At 61.1% G+C, this 18,484-nt stretch carries 17 protein-coding genes; all 17 read right to left on the bottom strand.

Annotation, left to right across the window (positions count from 1 at the left end; translation table 11 throughout):
* Window positions 1-223 (bottom strand): 50S ribosomal protein L19 (gene rplS, locus KVT38_RS31285; protein WP_217597678.1); only part of this gene is annotated, 223 nt, incomplete at its 3' end.
* A gap of 235 nt (window positions 224-458) precedes the next feature.
* The gene (gene trmD / locus KVT38_RS31280; protein WP_217597677.1) at window positions 459-1,274 is read right to left on the bottom strand and encodes a tRNA (guanosine(37)-N1)-methyltransferase TrmD; all 816 of its coding nucleotides are present in this window, start codon (window positions 1,272-1,274) and stop codon (window positions 459-461) included.
* 2 nt (window positions 1,275-1,276) lie between these two features.
* Window positions 1,277-1,801 (bottom strand): ribosome maturation factor RimM, encoded by a 525-nt coding sequence (gene rimM / locus KVT38_RS31275; protein ID WP_217597676.1) that lies wholly within the window; start codon window positions 1,799-1,801, stop codon window positions 1,277-1,279.
* Between the two features lie 120 nt (window positions 1,802-1,921).
* Window positions 1,922-2,155, bottom strand: a complete 234-nt coding sequence (locus KVT38_RS31270) for a KH domain-containing protein (protein WP_217597675.1) — start codon at window positions 2,153-2,155, stop codon at window positions 1,922-1,924.
* 29 nt (window positions 2,156-2,184) lie between these two features.
* Window positions 2,185-2,457 (bottom strand): 30S ribosomal protein S16, encoded by a 273-nt coding sequence (rpsP, locus tag KVT38_RS31265; protein WP_090117412.1) that lies wholly within the window; start codon window positions 2,455-2,457, stop codon window positions 2,185-2,187.
* 44 nt (window positions 2,458-2,501) lie between these two features.
* Window positions 2,502-3,887, bottom strand: a complete 1,386-nt coding sequence (gene ffh, locus KVT38_RS31260) for a signal recognition particle protein (RefSeq protein WP_217597674.1) — start codon at window positions 3,885-3,887, stop codon at window positions 2,502-2,504.
* A gap of 70 nt (window positions 3,888-3,957) precedes the next feature.
* Complete coding sequence (ylxM, locus tag KVT38_RS31255; protein ID WP_217597673.1) at window positions 3,958-4,320, bottom strand: YlxM family DNA-binding protein; 363 nt, start codon at window positions 4,318-4,320, stop codon at window positions 3,958-3,960.
* A gap of 159 nt (window positions 4,321-4,479) precedes the next feature.
* Complete coding sequence (locus KVT38_RS31250; protein ID WP_217597672.1) at window positions 4,480-5,586, bottom strand: stalk domain-containing protein; 1,107 nt, start codon at window positions 5,584-5,586, stop codon at window positions 4,480-4,482.
* Window positions 5,587-5,699: 113 nt separating this feature from the next.
* Window positions 5,700-6,533, bottom strand: coding sequence for a sugar phosphate isomerase/epimerase family protein (locus tag KVT38_RS31245; RefSeq protein WP_217597671.1), 834 nt, complete (start codon window positions 6,531-6,533; stop codon window positions 5,700-5,702).
* A 169-nt stretch (window positions 6,534-6,702) separates the two neighbouring features.
* A complete protein-coding gene (locus KVT38_RS31240) occupies window positions 6,703-8,343 on the bottom strand; it encodes an AraC family transcriptional regulator (RefSeq protein WP_217597670.1) in 1,641 nt (546 codons plus the stop codon).
* Window positions 8,336-9,349: an ABC transporter substrate-binding protein gene (locus KVT38_RS31235; protein ID WP_217597669.1), complete on the bottom strand. Its 1,014-nt coding sequence runs from the start codon at window positions 9,347-9,349 to the stop codon at window positions 8,336-8,338. Before KVT38_RS31235 ends, KVT38_RS31240 begins: the two co-directional genes overlap by 8 nt.
* A gap of 213 nt (window positions 9,350-9,562) precedes the next feature.
* Window positions 9,563-10,426: a hypothetical protein gene (locus tag KVT38_RS31230; RefSeq protein ID WP_217597668.1), complete on the bottom strand. Its 864-nt coding sequence runs from the start codon at window positions 10,424-10,426 to the stop codon at window positions 9,563-9,565.
* Window positions 10,427-10,693: 267 nt separating this feature from the next.
* Window positions 10,694-12,217 (bottom strand): DHA2 family efflux MFS transporter permease subunit, encoded by a 1,524-nt coding sequence (locus KVT38_RS31225; RefSeq protein WP_217597667.1) that lies wholly within the window; start codon window positions 12,215-12,217, stop codon window positions 10,694-10,696.
* Window positions 12,210-12,662 carry a MarR family winged helix-turn-helix transcriptional regulator gene (locus KVT38_RS31220; protein ID WP_217597666.1) on the bottom strand — a complete coding sequence of 151 codons (453 nt, stop codon included), beginning with the start codon at window positions 12,660-12,662 and terminating at the stop codon, window positions 12,210-12,212. Before KVT38_RS31220 ends, KVT38_RS31225 begins: the two co-directional genes overlap by 8 nt.
* A 213-nt stretch (window positions 12,663-12,875) precedes the next feature.
* The gene (ftsY, locus tag KVT38_RS31215) at window positions 12,876-13,874 is read right to left on the bottom strand and encodes a signal recognition particle-docking protein FtsY (RefSeq protein ID WP_217597665.1); all 999 of its coding nucleotides are present in this window, start codon (window positions 13,872-13,874) and stop codon (window positions 12,876-12,878) included.
* Between the two features lie 87 nt (window positions 13,875-13,961).
* The gene (gene smc, locus KVT38_RS31210) at window positions 13,962-17,537 is read right to left on the bottom strand and encodes a chromosome segregation protein SMC (RefSeq protein WP_217597664.1); all 3,576 of its coding nucleotides are present in this window, start codon (window positions 17,535-17,537) and stop codon (window positions 13,962-13,964) included.
* Window positions 17,518-18,285: a ribonuclease III gene (gene rnc / locus KVT38_RS31205; RefSeq protein WP_217597663.1), complete on the bottom strand. Its 768-nt coding sequence runs from the start codon at window positions 18,283-18,285 to the stop codon at window positions 17,518-17,520. Before rnc ends, smc begins: the two co-directional genes overlap by 20 nt.
* Window positions 18,286-18,484 lie beyond the last annotated feature (199 nt).

Here is an 18,484-nt window from a genome sequence, read left to right as displayed (position 1 = left end):
CTGGGAAAGTACACTCAACACCGACGCCGTAGGAAATCTTGCGAACCGTAAAGGTCTCGCTGATCCCGCCGCCGCGACGCTTGATCACGACGCCTTCGAAAAGTTGTACCCGCTCGCGGGAACCCTCGACGACTTTAACGTGAACCTTCAGCGTGTCGCCAGGACGGAATGTCGGGATGTCCTTGCGCAGTTGCTCTTGGGTGATCGTTTGAATCAGACTCATGGGGGTGTCCCCTCCTTCCGCCATAGACGTTCGTGCCGCTCCCCGAATGTTCGAATCCGGATCTTAGCGCGCAGAGGACCGCCCGATTAATCATGCCGTAACCTCGCGGCACTGGGCCAAACACAGGCTTCGACATACACAACATTTGAAATTCTATCATAAATGCACGCCGCATTCAAGTCCGAATCATACAAGCCCGCGCGAGCGCCCGAACAGCCCGTCAAAATGACAACAATCAGCGCGCGTCGCTCTCGCTTTGCGATTTGATCGCGTCTTCGAGCCACTTCTTCTCTTTGTCGGACAGCTCCGCGGCGTCAAGCAGCTCCGGACGTCGCGCATGCGTCCGCAGCAGCGACTGCTGCCTTCGCCATTTGTCGATCTCCGCGTGGTGGCCCGACAGCAGCACGTCCGGTACCTGGAGGCCGCGAAAATTGACGGGACGGGTATAGTGCGGGTATTCGAGCAGGCCGTCGCTGAACGAGTCGGTGACGGCGGAGCTCTCGTTGCCCAGCACGCCGGGCAGCAGCCTGACGACGGCGTCGACGACGGTCATGGCAGGCAACTCTCCGCCTGTCAGCACATAGTCGCCGATCGACAGCTCGTCCGTCACGAGGTGGCTGCGGATGCGTTCGTCGTAGCCTTCGTAATGACCGCAGATGAAAATGAGATGCGCTTCCCGCGACAGCTCCTGCGCCTTCGCCTGCGTGAAGGTCTCCCCCTGCGGGCACATGAGGATGACGCGCGGCGGACGCGGGCCGTCAGACTCCCGAGCAGGCGCGCCCTCCGCAGCCGCGTCGTCGCCGGGCTCTGCCAGCGCCTTGCGCCCCGTAACCGCTTCTACAGCTGCGAAGATCGGGTCCGGCTTCAGCACCATCCCGCCGCCGCCGCCGTACGGCCCGTCGTCGGCGGTGTTGTGCTTGTTGTTCGCATAGTCGCGGAAGTTCACCGTATTCAGCGAAACGAGGCCGCGCTCGCGCGCTTTTCCGAGGATGCTGCTGCCGAATACGCCCTCGAACATCTCCGGGAAAAGCGTCAGAACGTCTACGCGCATCGTCAGAGCAATCCTTCCATCAAATGAACTTTGATCCGGCGGGCGGCGACGTCGACTTCCTTGACGACATCGTCGATAAACGGCAGCAGCAGATCTCCGCCCTTCGGACGTTTGACGACCCAGACATCGTTCGCGCCGGGGGACAGTATCTCCTTGACGTAGCCGAGCTCCTCGCCCTCCTCGGTGAAGACGGCGCAGCCGACGATATCGCTCAGATAGTACTCGTCTTCCTCCAGCTCCACGCGGTCCTCGGCTTCGACCTTAAGCTCCCAGCCTTTGTACTTCTCGATCTGATTGATGTCGTCCCAGCCCTTCAGCCGGACCACGAACATGTTTTTTTGCTCGCGGGCGCTGACGACCTCGACTTCGGCCGGCTGCCCGCCTGCTTCCGGGTTGACGAGGAGCAGCTTGCTGCCCGCGCGGAACCGCACGTCCGGAAAGTCCGTCTGCGGCCACACCTTGATCTCTCCCCGCACGCCGTGCGTGTTGACGATTTTGCCGACATTCAGCAAATGTTGCTCCGACAAGGGAACGCCCCCTTTTACGATAGAATGTCCCGTTCCTCCGCCTGCCCATACGGCAGCGCGTCGCCGCAAAGGACGAAAAAGCCCGGTACGCTGTTCGCGCGCCCGGACTTCAGCTGCCTGCTATTCGGATACGATGTCCACGATGACGCGTTTGTGGGTCTTGACCGCGGCGGACGAGACGACCGTACGCAGCGCCTTCGCGATCCGCCCCTGCTTGCCGATGACCTTGCCGACATCGCCGGGATGAACGGTAAGCTCGTACACCAGGCCGCGCGCGACTTCCTTGACCTGAATTCGTACGACTTCCGGATGATCCACCAATGCCTGTGCAATAACCCGTATGAGTTGTTCCATGGCCGTCAGCCTCCGGGAAATCCGACGTCTTACTTCGAGAGCTTGGATTCGTGGAACTTCTTCAGAACGCCAGCCTTGCTCAGGAGATTGCGGACCGTATCGGACGCTTGCGCGCCGGATTGCAGCCACTTCAGTGCCTTCTCCTCGTCGATCTTCACTTCGGCCGGTTGAGCGACCGGGTTGTAGATGCCGATCTCCTCGATGAAGCGGCCGTCGCGCGGGGAGCGGGAATCAGCTACGACCACGCGGTAGAAAGGGGCTTTGTGAGCGCCCATACGCTTAAGACGAATGCGAGTTGCCATTTTAAACTTTCACCTCCTTAACGAGATCTCGTTGCCTGCGACATTTAGAAAGGAAACTTCATGCCCTTGCCGCCTTTGCCGCCGAGCAGATTCTTGAGGCCCTTCATCCCGCCCTTGGGTCCCTTAGGTCCCATCATGCCGGAAAATTGCTTCATCATCTTCTTCATATCCTCGAACTGCTTGAGCAGCCGGTTCACGTCGGCGACGGTCGTGCCGCTGCCGGCCGCGATCCGCTTGCGCCTGCTGTAGTTGATCATGTCGGGCTTCTGCTTCTCCGCCTTCGTCATCGACTTGGCGATCGCCTCGGTGCGCGAGATCTGCTTCTCGTCGATCTTGAAGTTCGGATTGGCCTTCAGCTTGTTCATGCCGGGCATCATATCGAGCAGTTGGTCGAGCGGCCCCATCTTGCGAACCTGCTCCATCTGCTCGAGGAAGTCGTCGAACGTGAACTCGGCCGTGCGCATCTTGCGCTCGAGCTCCTTCGCCTTCTCCTCGTCGATGTTCGTCTGCGCCTTCTCGATCAGCGACAGCATGTCGCCCATGCCGAGAATCCGCGACGCCATCCGGTCGGGGTGGAACGCCTCGAGCTGGTCGATCTTCTCGCCCGTGGAGGCGAACTTGATCGGGCAGCCCGTCACCGCCTTGACCGACAAGGCCGCGCCGCCGCGGGTGTCGCCGTCGAGCTTGGTCAGCACGACGCCGGTCAGCGCAAGCTGCTCGTGGAAGCTCTTGGCCACGTTGACGGCCTCCTGGCCGGTCATGGCGTCGACGACCAGCAGCACCTCGTCCGGATTAACCGCCGCGTGAATCTGCTTGATCTCTTCCATAAGCGCTTCGTCGATCTGCAGACGGCCCGCGGTATCGATCAGCACGTAGTCGCGGCCCTCTTCCTTGGCGCGCGCCACGCCCTGCCGGGCGATCTCGACCGGGCTCACCTGGTCGCCCAGGGAGAATACCGGCACGTCGATCTGTCCGCCGAGCACCTGCAGCTGCTTGATCGCCGCAGGGCGATAGATGTCGCCGGCCACGAGCAGCGGCTTGTGGTTCTGCGATTGCAGCTGCTTCGCCAGCTTGCCGACGAGCGTCGTCTTGCCCGCGCCCTGCAAGCCGGCCATCAGAACGACGGTCGGAGGCCGGTTCGCCTTGGCCAGCTTGGACTGGGTGCCGCCCATCAGCTCGATCAGTTCCTTGTGGACGATATCGACCACGACCATGCCGGGCGTGAAGCTCTTCGTCACTTCCTGGCCGACCGCCTTCTCCTTCACCTTGGCGATGAAATCCTTGACGACCTTGAAGTTGACGTCGGCCTCCAGCAGCGCCAGCCGCACCTCGCGCATCGCTTCGTTGACATCGTCCTCGGACAGCTTTCCTTTGCCGCGCAGCTTGCCGAACACGTTCTGGAGCCTTGTCGTCAATCCTTCGAATGCCATAAGCCGGTCCCTCCCTTCTTCGGAAATCTCGCATCTATTCGTTCAATCATATCATTTGTCGGGTTCGCGTTCAAAGCTCGCCGTCATCCGATCCCCGAAGCGCCGCGGCCGTCCTGGCCAACGCTTCGCGATGCGGCTCCGGGAGCCCGCCGATCTGCCGGTCGAGCGCGTCCAGCCAGCTGTGCAGCCGATCGTGCCGCGCCATGAGTCCGAGCTTGTCCTCGTAGCCCTCGAGCGCCTGCTCCGCCCGTTTCAGATGCTCGTAGACCGCCTGGCGGCTGATCTCGAAGTCCGCGGCGATCTCGCCTAGCGAGTAATCGTCGTGGTAATAAAACTTCAGAAACGTCTGCTGCTTGTCGGTCAGCAGAGGCCCGTAAAAATCGAACAGCATGTTCATCCGGGTCGTCTTCGCGAGTGCGCGCTCTCCCTGCATCACGATCACTCCTATGCTGTCAAGGGAAACGACTTGACACGCCGCGTCCGAAAACTATCATAAGCTTTCGCCCGCACGTTGTCAAGGCAAATACCTTAACACGCAAAAAAGAACCTGCGCCCCCTCTCAGGTCGCGCAGATTCCGCATCTCTCGGCGAATTAACGTCTCACGAAATATCCGAGCAGCTTCTCCGTCTCCGGATCGAACACGACCGTCAGCGGCCCGATCAGCGCGTCTTGATCCGTGCTGTAATAGACGGCGATCAGCTTGCCTCCTGCGGCTTTGATCGCTTCGACGCGCTTCTTCGCGGCGTCGTCGGCTGGCATCAGACCGGCGCTGTCCGCATCGATGACGGCCACCTGGGCTTCTTCCTTCTTGGTCAACAGATGCGGCAGCTGTTCGGTCGGCACGAGCTTCCAGGCGATCTCGCGATAAGCCGCGATCTGTTCGGCCGTCGGCTGGTCCTCTAAAATGACGAGCGTATCGATCGGCGCCGCCGTGCCTTCGGCAGGCGTCTCGCCGTAGTAAGCGCGCACCGGCGTGCCCGGCTTGATTTGCGTCCAGTCTGCGGATCGGCCTTCTTTGTCGACGAGTCGCGTTTCCTTGCCCGACTGCAGCGCTAGAACGGGGGTCTCGACGCCGTTTTTCAGCTCGGAAAACTGGATCCGCCAGCCGCCGTCCGCCTTCTCGATCGTATACACCGCCTGCTCCTTGACCAGCCGCTCGGCCGTTACGTTGATCGATGCCGCATGCGATTGCCCCGGGTAGCTCATCGCGATGATCGGTCCGTACTCGGCGATAATGTGCATGCCCGCTTTCAGGTCGCCTGCCGCAAGCTTTTTGCCGTCTGCGCCGGCGATCGTCGTCTTGGCGTCGGCCGTTAGGATAATCCAGGGATTTTGCCCGGTGCCCAGCACCTCGAGCCTGACGCCGCCGTCTGCGGTCGCGGTGGCGCTCGCCACGACGCCGGACGTCGTAATATAGCCGGCTTCTTCGGCCGGCGGCGTTTGTTTGCTCGTCAGATCCAGCTGCTTTTGATGCCACGTGATGCCGTAGCCGAACGCTTCGGCCGCATCGCGAACCGGAATATAAGCTTTGCCGTCGATATAAACGGGGTGAAGCTGGGTTTGCTCGCCATTGACCGTGACGGAGATGTCGCCGCGAAGCTGGCCCGTCACCTTCTCGATGAGACCCGCCGCGCTCGCGCCGGTCGTCGCGAGAAGCCCGGCCGCTGTCGCGAGTATGATCCATTTCTGCTTTTTCATAAGAGATGCTCCCTTCTGGACGTCTGGTTAGCGTCGCGCTCAAGCGCTTGCAAAGTCACTGACGCACCGATGCATCCAAAAGTTACACCTCTTTAAGGGAGCCCGCCCGGTTTTTATAAAGGAATGTGAAGCTCCCGAGCTACGGAACGGATATAACGAGCGGCCTCCTCGCCTTCCTCGGGCGTCTTCAGATGCTCGACGATCAGCGAAGTATCCGGATCCAGCTTGCTCAGCTCGCGAAGAAACGTGCGATAGTCCAGCGCGCCGCGACCGGGCACGACCTCGTCCAGATGCACCGTCAGCTTGCCGGCCAGCTTAATGTCTTTGGCATGGCAATTGCGGATGTAGGGGCCGAGCTTGACGAAAAAATCGCGGATCATATCGCCGTTCTTATAGTAGATTCTCGGGCTTGAGATCATGTTGACCGGATCGAAGTGAACGGCGAAAGCCGGGCGGTCGATCGCCTTCAGCATCGCCACGTACGAATCGGCGGAATCCGGAAAAATCCACGGCATCGTCTCCAGCGCAAAAAACGTGCGTTTCGGCTGCACGGCGTCGATAATCTCGCGCACGGTGTCTACGATGAGCGCAAAGGTGTCGTCCGAAAAATTGTCCGGATGCGGCCCGTCCCACTGCTCGCCGCGAGAACCCGCGATGTTGACGCAGCAGCGCGCGCCGACCGTATCGGCGAGCGCCAGCCGCCGCTTGCAATGGGCCAGCGCCTCCCGCCGCACTGCCTCGTCCGCGCTGATCGGATTGCTCCAGGCGCCGACTTCAGAGATGGTAATGTGATTGGCCTCCGCCGCCCGCACATAGGCACGTACCATATCCTCGGACGTTTCGTCCAAATCGGGACATACAGCGGAACGGTAGCCGCCTTTGAGCACCTCGTTAACCCACGATTCGGGCGTGCTCGTATCGCCGAAAAGCTGGCTGCCCAATCTCATGCTATTCACCCTCTCCCGTTCGTTTAAAAAACGGCGCATCGTTTGGTACATCGCATTATAGCAAAGGATTCTTATTCATGGAAACCGCCATGCCTGCCCACGGCCGAATACTGGATCCCGCGTAGCTTCGCGCAATTCATAGTCGCTCATTTGCCGCTAATCAACGCTGCTATATGTCGTTTCCGAACCAGCCGGACACCGCGCCGAGCAATCTGCCGAGCGGCTCCGCGGCATATTCGTTAACCGGCGCCTCAAAATAATCGCTGTCCGACGTCCAATGAACATTGCCGGCCGCGACAGCGGGGAGTTGAAGCCAGTCCTTGGAGCGCGACAGGCGATCCCACACCTGAGCCGAGCCTGGATCGCTGCTGCGGTGAACGACGATACGATCCGCCTCCAGCCGGGGGAGTATAGAGAGATCGATCGCTTTCGTCCATGCGATATTTAGCTCCCGAACGCCCGCAGGCTCGGCAAATCCAAGATCGTCGTACAACAAGGTTGCCGCCCGTCGTCCGCACACTTGCATGCCGCGTCCGCCGACCGTGAGCACGAGCACGGCATCTTCGCCGACAATTTTCCTTAACCGGTCCCGCACTGCGACGACCGTGCGGTCGTATCGCTCGAGCCACCGCTCCGCTTCGCCCTCGCAGTCCAAAAACGCGCCTGTGCGCCGAAGATGGCTGCGCCAATCCTCCTCCCAGTCCAGGAACAGGGCCGGGGCGATTTCCCTCAGCCTCTGCTGCTCCTCCGGCGGTATAAACGAGTCGACGCCGACAATTTTGTCCGGCTGCGATCGCAGCAATACGTTTCGGTTAAATTCGTATTGATGGCTGAGCGGCGCCTTCACCTCATAGCCGAACCGGTCCCGGTAATAGTCGGTCCAATATTGGTCCGTCGGCGCGGCATGCGGAATGGTCCCGAGCGCCAGCAGCTGTCCGACGTTGACCCAGCTATAGGCGGCGATCCGCCGCTTTTGATTGCGCTGATAGACCGCCGGCGCGATACCGGTCTGTTTTTTGAACAGGCTGCTGAAGTAGCTTTCGCTCGTGTAGCCGACGCGCTCGGCAATCTCGGCGAGCGGCGGGCCGTCGCGACCGGTCAGCAGTCGCTTGGCCTCCCGCAGCCTGAGCTCCGTCCGGTATTCGATGACGCCCCTGCCGTACCGTTCCTTGAACAGCCGCATGAAATGGAATCGGCTAAGTCCTGCTATGGCGGACAGCTCATCGATCGTCACGTCGTCCGTATAGCGAAGCTCAAGTTCTCTTCGCGCGGCGTCCAACGCCTTTTCCGTTTGCTGCTCCCCGCAGCTCAGCGCCAGGCTGAGCAGCTCGAGCAGCGCGGCTTCGCACCGGAGTCGATCCGACGGCCGTCCCGTTTGCCAGCCGGCTCCGAGCAAGCCGTAGAGACGTCCGGCATCCGTAGCTGAAGGAAGCTGCGCAAAGGGCGGAAACGGCAGCTCCGGCGGCACGTGCAGGCCTTCTTTTTGCGCCGCATCCGAATCGGGCGGGATAAAAACGTCGAATTCAAGCATGAGAAGCTGGGTCGAAACATCGGAATAGTTCGTCAGCTCGATCAGGCAGCCGGGCAGGCAGACGTGCAAAGATCCGGGGCGCAGAGCATGGGACCGGCCGTCAATGACCAGTCGTCCGCCGTAGGCGTTTGACAGCAGCAGCGCAGTCGACTTCGTCTCGATAAACCGCCGCTGCGCCGGTCCGCTTTGCGGCTCTTCGCGGATCGGGACGACGTTCAGCAGCCGATAGCAAAGCTGACCTGCAGCCCCGGGCTGCAGGTCGGACATCGCGTTATGCATTGAGGTTTTTCAGCACATCGTCCATGATCAGGCCGCTCGCGATCGAGTTCAAATTGAACCAATAGCCCGAATCCGCTTCATATACGTGCCCGGCCTTGACGGCCTTCAACGCCTTCCAGAGCGGGTTGTCTGCCGGCGGCGCCGCGCGCCCGGGGCCGGAGAGGACAAAGATATAATCGACGTCCTCAAGCTCGGCGAGCTTCTCGATCGAATACGTCTCGTAATTGCCTGTCACGACGGCCGGCTGGCGGAAGCCGAGCGCCTGGTACAGCGTCACGCCGCCGTAGAAGTTCGGGCCGAACAGCTTGAAGCCCTTCTCGTCGACGCCTTGCAGCAGGACGGCCGACTTGTCCTTCGGCAGGTCGCCGAGCCGCTTCTTCGTCTGGGCCAGCTTGTCGTCGTACTGCTTAAGCGCCGCGGCCGCGGCATCCTCGTCGTTCAGCAGCTTGCCGAGCTTCTCCAGATTGCCGCGCCAGTCCGAATCGTTGTCGGACAGCACGAACGTCGGTGCGATTTGCGAGAACTGGTCGTAGCTCCCCTCCGGCACATATACCGGCGACAGGAACACGATGAGGTCGGGGTTATAGGACAGCGCCTCCTCGGGCTTTAAGCCGCCGTCCATTTTGAGCGCCGGAACGCCTGCGAGCTTGTCCTGCAAATATTGCTGGGGAACGCCGCCGGCGCTCCACTGCGCGACGGGCTTCATACCGAGAGCGCTCAGCGGATCCTCCAGGAACGGGGCGATAATGCGCTGCGGATGCGTCGGCACCTTCACTTCGTGCCCGGCGGCGTCGGTCAGCACGCGGAATTCCGCGCTATCGCCCGCATCGCCTGATGCTGCGGATGCCGAAGTGCCGGACTCGGTTGTCGCGGCGGAAGTCGGCGAAGCCTGGCCGGATGCCGTCCGGGTTGCGGAAGACCCGTCGTTCGAGCTGCCGCATGCGGCAAGTACGGCAATCATAACGGCGAGGGAAATCAATTGCGTTAACCGGATCAATCTGTTCATGTTCGAGGACCCCTGTTTCATTGATATTGATTATCATTCTTACGATAGTATAAAGGCTATTTCACCGGTTGTGAATCGCGAATTGTGCTGTCTTTTCGCGCTTGCCCGCATAATGGCTAAAACTAGGGACGCCCTCTGCCCCCGTAACGCGAAAAAAGCGCCCATGACCGTTAAGTCATGGGCGCGATCGGCAATCGACGATCCACTTATCTATTAGTAGCGTTCCAATATTTTTGTCGTCTTGAGTCCGTCCTGCGGCAAAAACCAGCCTTCGGCAACGAGCTTGTTTTTCAGCGAATCTCGCTTCGACGCTGCCGCCGCATAATTGTCTTCCTTAAAGGATGCTTCGACGAGATATTCGTAGCCGCTGCCCGATGCCTTCTTGATCTCCCACACTTCGATATAAAGCTTCTCGCCGTCCCACTCGCCGATCGATCGCTTGGCGCTGACCGGTCCGTATATATGGGCGTCGTGAACGATGTCCACCGCCCAATCGCCCGATCGCCAATTTTCCAGCTTGCCCGGAATGAGATCCTCCGCGATCTCTCTCGCGTCTCCCTTGTCGGGCAGCTCCATGCCGTCGTACCCGTCCAGCTCCGTCTCCTTTTTGTTGCTGAAGCTGAGCGTTTGCGACGAGTAGCCCCAATCGACCTGCGCTTCGTAGTCGTCCTCGTCCGTATCGAAGCCGTCCGCCGCGGCTGCGTTCAGCGCAGCCTGAATATTGCCGCCAGCGATCGGATAGCGCATTTTGTAGGTGACCTCGAATTGCTCGTCGCTGTATGCCTCCATTTTCCGGATCCGAACGTTCCAGCCTTCTGCGTTCAAGTCCAGATCGTCGCCGTCCAAATACGCGACGTTCATTTTTTCGACCGTGGACGGCATGTCGAACGCACTTAGCACCGCGCTCTTCAGCTTGTGGTCCGAGCCCAACACGACGGCCGGGTCCAAATACCATTTTACTTCGTAGTCGGGCGTCGCAACGCCCGCGGCGTGAACTGCCGGTCTGTCGGACCATCCGGATAAGAGCGTACCCGCGCCAAGGACGGCGCAGGCCAGAAGCAGCGCGCTTCGTTTCATTCATCATTCCCTCCTTTAGTACCGTCCCCTTTAACGTGCGCCGATCAACAGGCGACATGGCAGGTCCGGCTGGCTTAAACTGTACCAAGCGATTGTTCGGGCCGCATTCGTAGGCCGTCAACGGGAGATCAAGCCTTGTTCGGCATCTTGTTGGTTGTTATCGAATGTATCTATACGGCGAGAAAAACGAAGTGCAAAACAAGCACAAAAAAACGCCTCGCGAGCGGGAACGATTGTCCCGTGCGAGGCGTTTGCCGCCGCCTGCGATCAGCGCGACGACTGGGCTTTGGATTGAGCCGCTTCTGCCGCGGCATTGCCTTCCGACTTGAGCACTTCATGATGCGGCTTGACTTTGCGGATAAAGAAGGCCAGCACCAGTGCCGCTACCGTGATCCACGTCGCCACGACGAACGCATGCTGAATGCCGTACAACGTGGCTTCCTTGCCGATATCCGCCAGCTGCGCCGCATTCGCCTTGTCGGTCGGATCGATCCCCGCGGCGATCGTGAGCGCCTTGCCTTCGTTCGCCGCCTTGTTTGTCATGATCGTGACGAGCAAGGCAGTGCCGAGCGCGCCGGCAACGTTCCGCAGCGTCTGCGACATCGCCGAACCGTGCGAGTTGAGCGTCTGCGGCAGCTGGTTCATGCCCGCCGTCTGAATCGGCATCATGAGCAAGGACATGCCGAACATCCGTGCCGAGTAGATCAAAATGATATGCATATACGTCGAGTCCAGTTCGATCCGGCTAAGCTCCCACGTCGTAAACGCCGTGATGATGAGACCGATGACCGCCAGCCAGCGCGCGCCGATCTTGTCAAAGATCATGCCCGTGATCGGGGACATGATCCCCATCAGAATGGCGCCCGGTAGCAGCAGGAGGCCGGATTCGAGCGGCGTGAAGCCGCGGATGTTCTGCAGATAGATCGGCATGAGCACCATCGCCGAGAACATCGCCATCGTGATGATAACGTTGATGACCGTCGTCAGCGAGTACATGTCGAACTTGAACACGCGGAATTCGAGCAGCGGCTTCTTGGCCACCAGCTCCCGCCAGACGAACAGGATGAGCGCCACCGCGCCTACAACCAAACTTACGATAACGCGGCTACTGTCCCAGCCGTCGTTGCCGGCGTCGCTGAACCCGTAGAGGATGCCGCCGAAGCCGAGCGTCGAAAGCACGACTCCAAGCACATCCAGCTTCGGCTTGGACGTTTGGGTGACGTTTTTCATGGCGAACGAGCCGTAAATGAGCGAAAACACCGCAAGCGGCAGAACGATGTAAAACAGGACGCGCCACGAGTAATGCTCGACGATCCAGCCGGAGAGCGTCGGACCGACGGCCGGCGCGAAGATCATCGCCAGGCCCATCATGCCCATCGCCTTGCCCCGCTGTTCGATCGGGAAGATCGTCAGGAACACGACCGACATGAGCGGCATCATGATGCCGGCGCCGACGGCTTGAATCAGACGGCCGGTCAGCAGCGTGCCGAAGTTCGGCGCGACCGCGGCCACGACGGTGCCGACCGTGAACAGCCCCATGGCGACAATATACAATTGACGCGTTGAAAATTTAGAAATCAAGTAGGCGGTAACCGGGATGACGACGCCGTTGACGAGCATGTAGCCCGTGACGAGCCATTGTATCGTATTGGACCCGATCTCAAGGTCCGCCATCATCTTCGGCAGCGCGACGTTCAGCAGCGTCTGGCTCAGCAGCGCGACGAAAGCGCCGATCAGGAGCGACGCGACGATCGGACCTTTTCTCAGGGTGGACGTTATGGCATTACTCATCTTTATGTTCCTCTCTCGCTTTGTGTAATAGGTGCACGATGCGGCCATGAATGCGCAGCAGGTCGTTCAAATCTTCCTCGCCGAGCTCGTTCAGCGGCTCCAGCATCAAATTGCGCCGTTCGTCGATCTTTACCCACAATTGCTCGCCTTCCGGCGTCAAGCGCAGCGAGATCGACCGGCGATCGTTCTCGGGACGCTCCCGCGACACGAGATTGGCTTTGACCATCCGCTCGACGATGCCGCTAGCGGTGCTCGGGCCTACGAACAGGCATTCGGCCAGCTCAGACAGGCTCATCTGCGGCTTGCCCCGCAGCGTCTTCAAGACGAGCAGTTGGATCGGCGTAACGCCCAGATGCTGTCCTGCGCGCTGCATCGATTGGTAAAAAGACTGGTTGACTTCCCTGAAGGATGTAAACAATTCCGAGATCAGCGACTGATTCTCCATCTCCCTCCTCCTTATCCGATGTAATAGGACATTTCCTTAGAACCATTTCCTTGCAAATAATTGCTCAACAAATAATTCGCATACGAAGTATATTAGTACAGCTCGCAAATCGGGTCAAACCTTATTTTTACCCAAAAACAAAGAAAAACCGCAGCAAGCTGCCCTGAGGGCAGCCGCTGCGGCCGGATGATCATACTTTTCCGCGTTGTCTCTTTATTGCTCTTCGGTTGTCGGTTGTTCTTCGGCCAGACCGGCGAACAGCGCGTGCACGAACTGCTCGGCGTCGAACTGCTGCAGATCGTCCATTTTTTCGCCGAGTCCGACGAACTTGACCGACAGCGACATCTCGCGCCGGATGACGATGACGATGCCGCCTTTGGCCGTGCCGTCGAGCTTCGTCAGCACGAGGCCGGAGACTCCGCTCTTCTCGCCGAACAGCTTGGCTTGCTGAAGCGCGTTCTGTCCCGTGGCCGCGTCCAGCACGAGCAGCGTCTCATGCGGCGCGCTCGGAATCTCCCGCTGAATGACGCGGTAGATCTTGGACAGCTCCTCCATCAGGTTCGCCTTGTTCTGCAGGCGTCCCGCCGTATCGCAGAGCAGGACGTCGACGCCGCGCTGCTTGGCCGCCTGGACGGCATCGTACATGACGGCCGCGGGATCGGAGCCGGCCTGCTGGCTAATGACTTCGACGCCGACGCGCTCGCCCCATACTTGCAGCTGCTCGATGGCGCCGGCACGGAACGTATCGCCTGCGGCGAGCAGCACTTTTTTGCCTTCCTGCTTGAACCGATGCGCCAGCTTGCCGATCGTCGTCGTCTTGCCGACGCCGTTGACGCCGACAAACAAAATGATGGTGATGCCGTTCGGATTCATTTTCAGCTGCGAGGATTCCCCGCTTTCCGTCAAGAGGCCGACCAGCTTTTCGGACAAGATAGGCTGAAGCTCGGACGGCTGCTCGATGCGGCGCTTTTTCACCTCGTCGCGAAGATCCTCGATCAGCTCCATGACCGTATTGACGCCTACGTCGGCGCCGATCAGAATCTCCTCAAGCTCTTCGAAAAACGCCTCGTCGATTTTTTTGCGCCGGGTGAACAGGTCGGTCACCTGGCCGACGAAGGCGTCGCGCGTCTTCGCGAGGCCTTCCTTGAACTTGTTCGTAACCGCCTCGGTTTTCGAGGCGATGCTTTCCTTCAGTCGTTTAAAAAAACTCATTTTTGTTCCTCCTGCCGGTCGGCCCGCCCTAACTGCGGCGCCCGTCCCGTCCTTCGATATAAATCGCCGCGGCCGGCCTGACGCCGATCAAGCGGTCGCTTCTTCGGTAAATGCTTCGCTCTCCTCAAGCTTGACGCTTACGAGCTTGGACACGCCGCCTTCCTCCATCGTCACGCCGTACAGCATGTCCGCTTCCTCCATCGTGCCCTTGCGGTGCGTGACGACGATGAACTGCGTCAGTTCGGAGAAGTCGCGCATATACCGCGCGTAACGCGCCACGTTCGCCTCGTCCAGCGCGGCCTCGACTTCGTCGAGCACGCAGAACGGGACTGGCTTCACGTTCAGAATCGCGAACAGCAGCGCGATCGCCGTCAGTGCGCGCTCGCCGCCGGACAGCAGCTGCAGGTTTTGCAGCTTTTTGCCGGGAGGCTGGGCGACGATCTCGATGCCCGTGTCGAGCGGGCGCTCGGGCTCGCTCAGGATGAGATCCGCGCGGCCGCCGCCGAACAGCTTGGAGAAGACGACGACGAAGTGGCCGCGAATCTGGTCGAACGTCGTGCGGAACCGTCTCGACATCTCTTCGTCCATTTCGTGGATGATCGCGTGCAGCTTGCTCTTCGCCTCCATGAGATCGTTCTTCTGCGCGTCCAGAAATTCGTAGCGTTCGCTGACGCGCTTGAACTCCTCGATGGCGCCCAGATTGACCTCGCCGAGCATCGTGATCTTGCGCTTCAGCTCGCGAACGTCGTTCTGCGCGGCGGGCACGTCCTCGGGCACGGCGTACTTTTCCTTCGCCCATTCGTAGCCGATCTCGTACTCCTCGCTCAGCTTGCGCAGAAGATTGTCGAGCTCCACGTCCATCCGGTTCGAGGAGATCTCCGCCTGGCGAAGCTGGTCCTCGACTTGACGGAGCTGCGTGCGCTGCTCGCGCGTCTCGTTTTCCTTGCGCTCGAGCTCGCGCTGCCGCTGCGCGCGGTCCGCGCGCCGGAACTCGATCCCTTCGGTATATTCCTTTTTGGCGAGCCGGAGCGCGTTCAGACGCTCGCGCTGCTGGTTCTGCTCGGCTGCCGTGCGCTCGGTATCCGCCGTGTTTTGTGCGAGCGTCTCCTTGAGCTGGCGCGATTCGGCGGACAGCCGCTGCTCTTCGCTGCGGTGACGGCCGGATTGCTCCGCGATCGACGCCCGCTCCTGCTCCATGCGCGCGATCCGCACCTTCATCTCGGTCAGCTGCGCCTGCAGCTCTTCCTTCGCGCTTGCGCTCCGCCGCTTGAACTCCTCGGCCTCGCGAATCGCCCGCGACAGCCGTTCTTCCTCGGCGGCGTGCTTCTTAAGCCGCGCTTCGGCCTCGGCCAGCGCGGATGCAAGCTCCGCCTTCTCGCGGCCGAGCCCGCCTTCGTCGCCGCCGATCGCGGCGAGCTGCGCCTGCAGCTGCTCCCGTTCCTCGGCATGACGCTGCCGCTGGGCGGACGCCTGCTGCTCTTCCATCCGCGCGCGCTCGCCGGACTCGCGGAGCTGCTCGATATTTTGCTGCGCCAGCGCAAGCTCCTTTTTCAAATCGTCGAACTCGGCGCGCAGCTTGACCCTGGCCTGCTCCGCCGCTTTGATCTCCTTGGCCAGCTCCTCGAGCTGGCGCTGACGGCCGAGCAGGTTGGACGATTTGCGCGCAATGCTGCCGCCCGTCATCGAGCCGCCCGCATTGACGACGTCGCCGTCTAGCGTGACGACCCGGTAGCGATACTGCAGACGCGAGGCGATCCGGTTCGCATGCTCGAGCGTCTGCGCGATCATGACGTTGCCGAGCATGCTGCCGACGATGCCCGCGTACCGCTGCTCGAAGCCGACCAGCTCGGCGGCCACGCCGACGAACCCGTCCAGCTCGACTACGCTTCGGCGGTCGCTGTCCCCGACGTTCCGCGGCTTGATGACGTCGAGCGGCAGGAACGTCGCGCGTCCCGACTGCCGCTGCTTCAGGTAGCCGATCGCGGCCCGCGAGGTCGCTTCGTTTTCCATGACGATATTTTGCAGCGCGGCGCCGAGCGCCGTCTCCACGGCGACTTCAAGATGAGCCGGCACGGTCACGAGCTCGGCGACCGCGCCGTGAACGCCGTGCAGATGCCCGCGCTTCGCCGCCTTGAGCACTTCCCGGACGCCGTGCTGGAAGCCGTCGTAATCGTTCGCCAGCTCCGCGATCGTATCGCGCCGCGACACGAGCGCCTCGCGCTTCTGGTCCCAGCGGCGGCCTTCGCCCTGCGTCTCCTCGAGCCGACGCTGCAGGTCGGCGACACGCGTGCCTTCCGCGATATAGCGGTCGCGCGTCTGCGCGACCGCCTGTGCGCAGGCTGCGACCCGCAGCTCCAGCTCCGCGCCGCGAAGCTTAAGCGCTTCGCGCTGCTCCTCGAGCTTGGCCCGTTCGCCCGCCGTCCGCGCCGACTTGCGCGCAAGCTCCTCACGCTGCTGCTCGCAATACCGAATGTCGTTGCGCGCCTGGGCCATCGCGTTCATCGTCTCGAACAGGTCCGTCTTCAGCCGTTCTTCGGCGTCCTCGCTGCCGTCCGCGATCGCCAGCTTCACTTCTTCCTCGAGCAGCTTCGCCTGCAGTGCCTCGAGCTCGCCCTCGACCTGCGCGCGCCGAAGCTCGATTTTCTCGCCCTCGGCCTTCGACGTCGCCAGCCGCTCGGTGACGAGCGCCAGACTCTCCTCGAGCTGCGCGCGGCCGCGCGCCAGGTTCGCCATCCGCTCGGTCAGCAGCTCGCCGTAGCCTTCGCTTTTCTCCGTCTCTTCGGTCGTCCGCAGCAGCTCGTCCTGCAAGCGCTCAAGCGCCTCCTCGAGCCGCTGCAGCGCCTGACGTTCCTCTTCGAGCTGGGCGTCGTGCGCAGACACGACCGTCGACAGCTCGAGCTGTTCCTTGCGGAGCTTCTCGAGCTTGCCGTTCGTTTCCGCCCAGGTCTTGTGCACCGTGTCGATCTGATGCACATACAGCGCGATCTCTTTGTTTTTGAGCTCTTCCTTCAGCAGCTTAAACGACTCCGCCTTCGCCGCCTGCTTGCGAAGCGGCTCGACTTGGCTCTCGAGCTCGACGACGAGGTCGTTGATCCGCAGCAGGTTGCCTTCGGTGTCCTCGAGCTTGCGCTGTGCTTCTTTTTTTCGCGATTTGTATTTGACGATGCCCGAAGCTTCTTCGAAGATGCCTCGCCGGTCCTCGGAGCGCGTGCTCAAAATCTCCTCGATACGTCCTTGGCCGATGATCGAATACGCTTCCTTGCCGATACCCGTATCCATAAACAGCTCCGTAATGTCCTTCAGACGGCACGGCTGTTTGTTGATCAAATATTCGCTGTCCCCGCTCCGGTGCACGCGGCGCGTGACGGTCACCTCCGCGAATTCGAGCGGGAGCGCCTTGTCGCTGTTGTCGAGCGTAAGCGACACCTCGCCAAAGTTGACCGCCTTGCGGGCGTCGCTGCCGGCAAAGATGACATCCTGCATGTTGCCGCCGCGCAGACTCTTGGCGCTCTGCTCGCCGAGCACCCAGCGAATGCCGTCGGAAATATTGCTCTTGCCGCTGCCGTTCGGACCGACGACCGCCGTGATGCCGCGGCCGAACTCAAGCTGCGTACGGTCCGCGAACGACTTGAAGCCGGCAAGCTCAATGCCTTTCAGATACATGGGGATCCCTCACCTTTTGTCTCTCGCTGCCGGAAGCTTGTCCGCCGCCCGTCTCTGCGTCCGTCTTCAGCTGGCGCAGCGCTTGCGCGGCCGATTGCTGCTCGGCTTCCTTCTTGGAGCGCCCGGCCCCCTGGCCGAGCCGCCGCTCGCCGATTCGGACCTCGACGACGAACTCCCGGTCGTGCGCGGGTCCCCGCTCCTCGAGAATCCGGTAATCGAGCGTCCCAAGCCCCAGATGCTGCACGCGCTCCTGCAGCTCGGTCTTGTGGTCCTTGATCGGCGCCTGACCTTCTTTGGGCAGATGGGCAAACAGATGCTCGCCGAGGAACCGGTTCACTTCCGCCAGCCCCTGATCCAAATAAAGCGCGCCGACGAACGCCTCGAAGGCGTCCGCCAGCAAGGACGGACGGCTCCGCCCGCCCGTCTGCTCCTCCCCTTTGCCGCGCAGCACGTCCTGCCCGAATTCGGGCGCCTCGGCATAACGGACAAGCGACGGCTCGCATACGATCGCGGCCCTGAGACGAGTGAGCTCGCCCTCGGGACGGTCCGGATACATCCGGTACAGCGCCTCGGACACGGTCAGTTGAAGAACGGCGTCGCCAAGAAACTCAAGGCGCTCGTTATGCTCTACGCGCGATCCTCGCTGCTCGTTTACGTAAGACGTATGGGTAAAGGCCTGCCTTAGCAGCGAGACGTTGCGGAATCGGACGCCCGCTCGCTCCTGCAGCCGGTTCATGACTTCGCTCATGTACGGCATCCTCCTTCGTGATCCTCCGCAAGTTTGGCGTATCGTTCCCCCGCAGCCTGCGGCGGAATCAAACGTCTTCTTTTGGAAAAAACGCAGGCGGCACGCCGCCTGCGTTAGGGCCGATCGCTTGCATTTATGCCTCGTATTTGCGCAAAATAACGGTGGCATTGTGACCGCCGAAGCCGAACGAATTCGACAG

The sequence above is a fragment of the Cohnella sp. GbtcB17 genome (genome assembly GCF_019091135.1).
Lineage (GTDB): Bacteria > Bacillota > Bacilli > Paenibacillales > Paenibacillaceae > Cohnella.
This window is presented reverse-complemented; position numbering and strand designations above follow the sequence as displayed.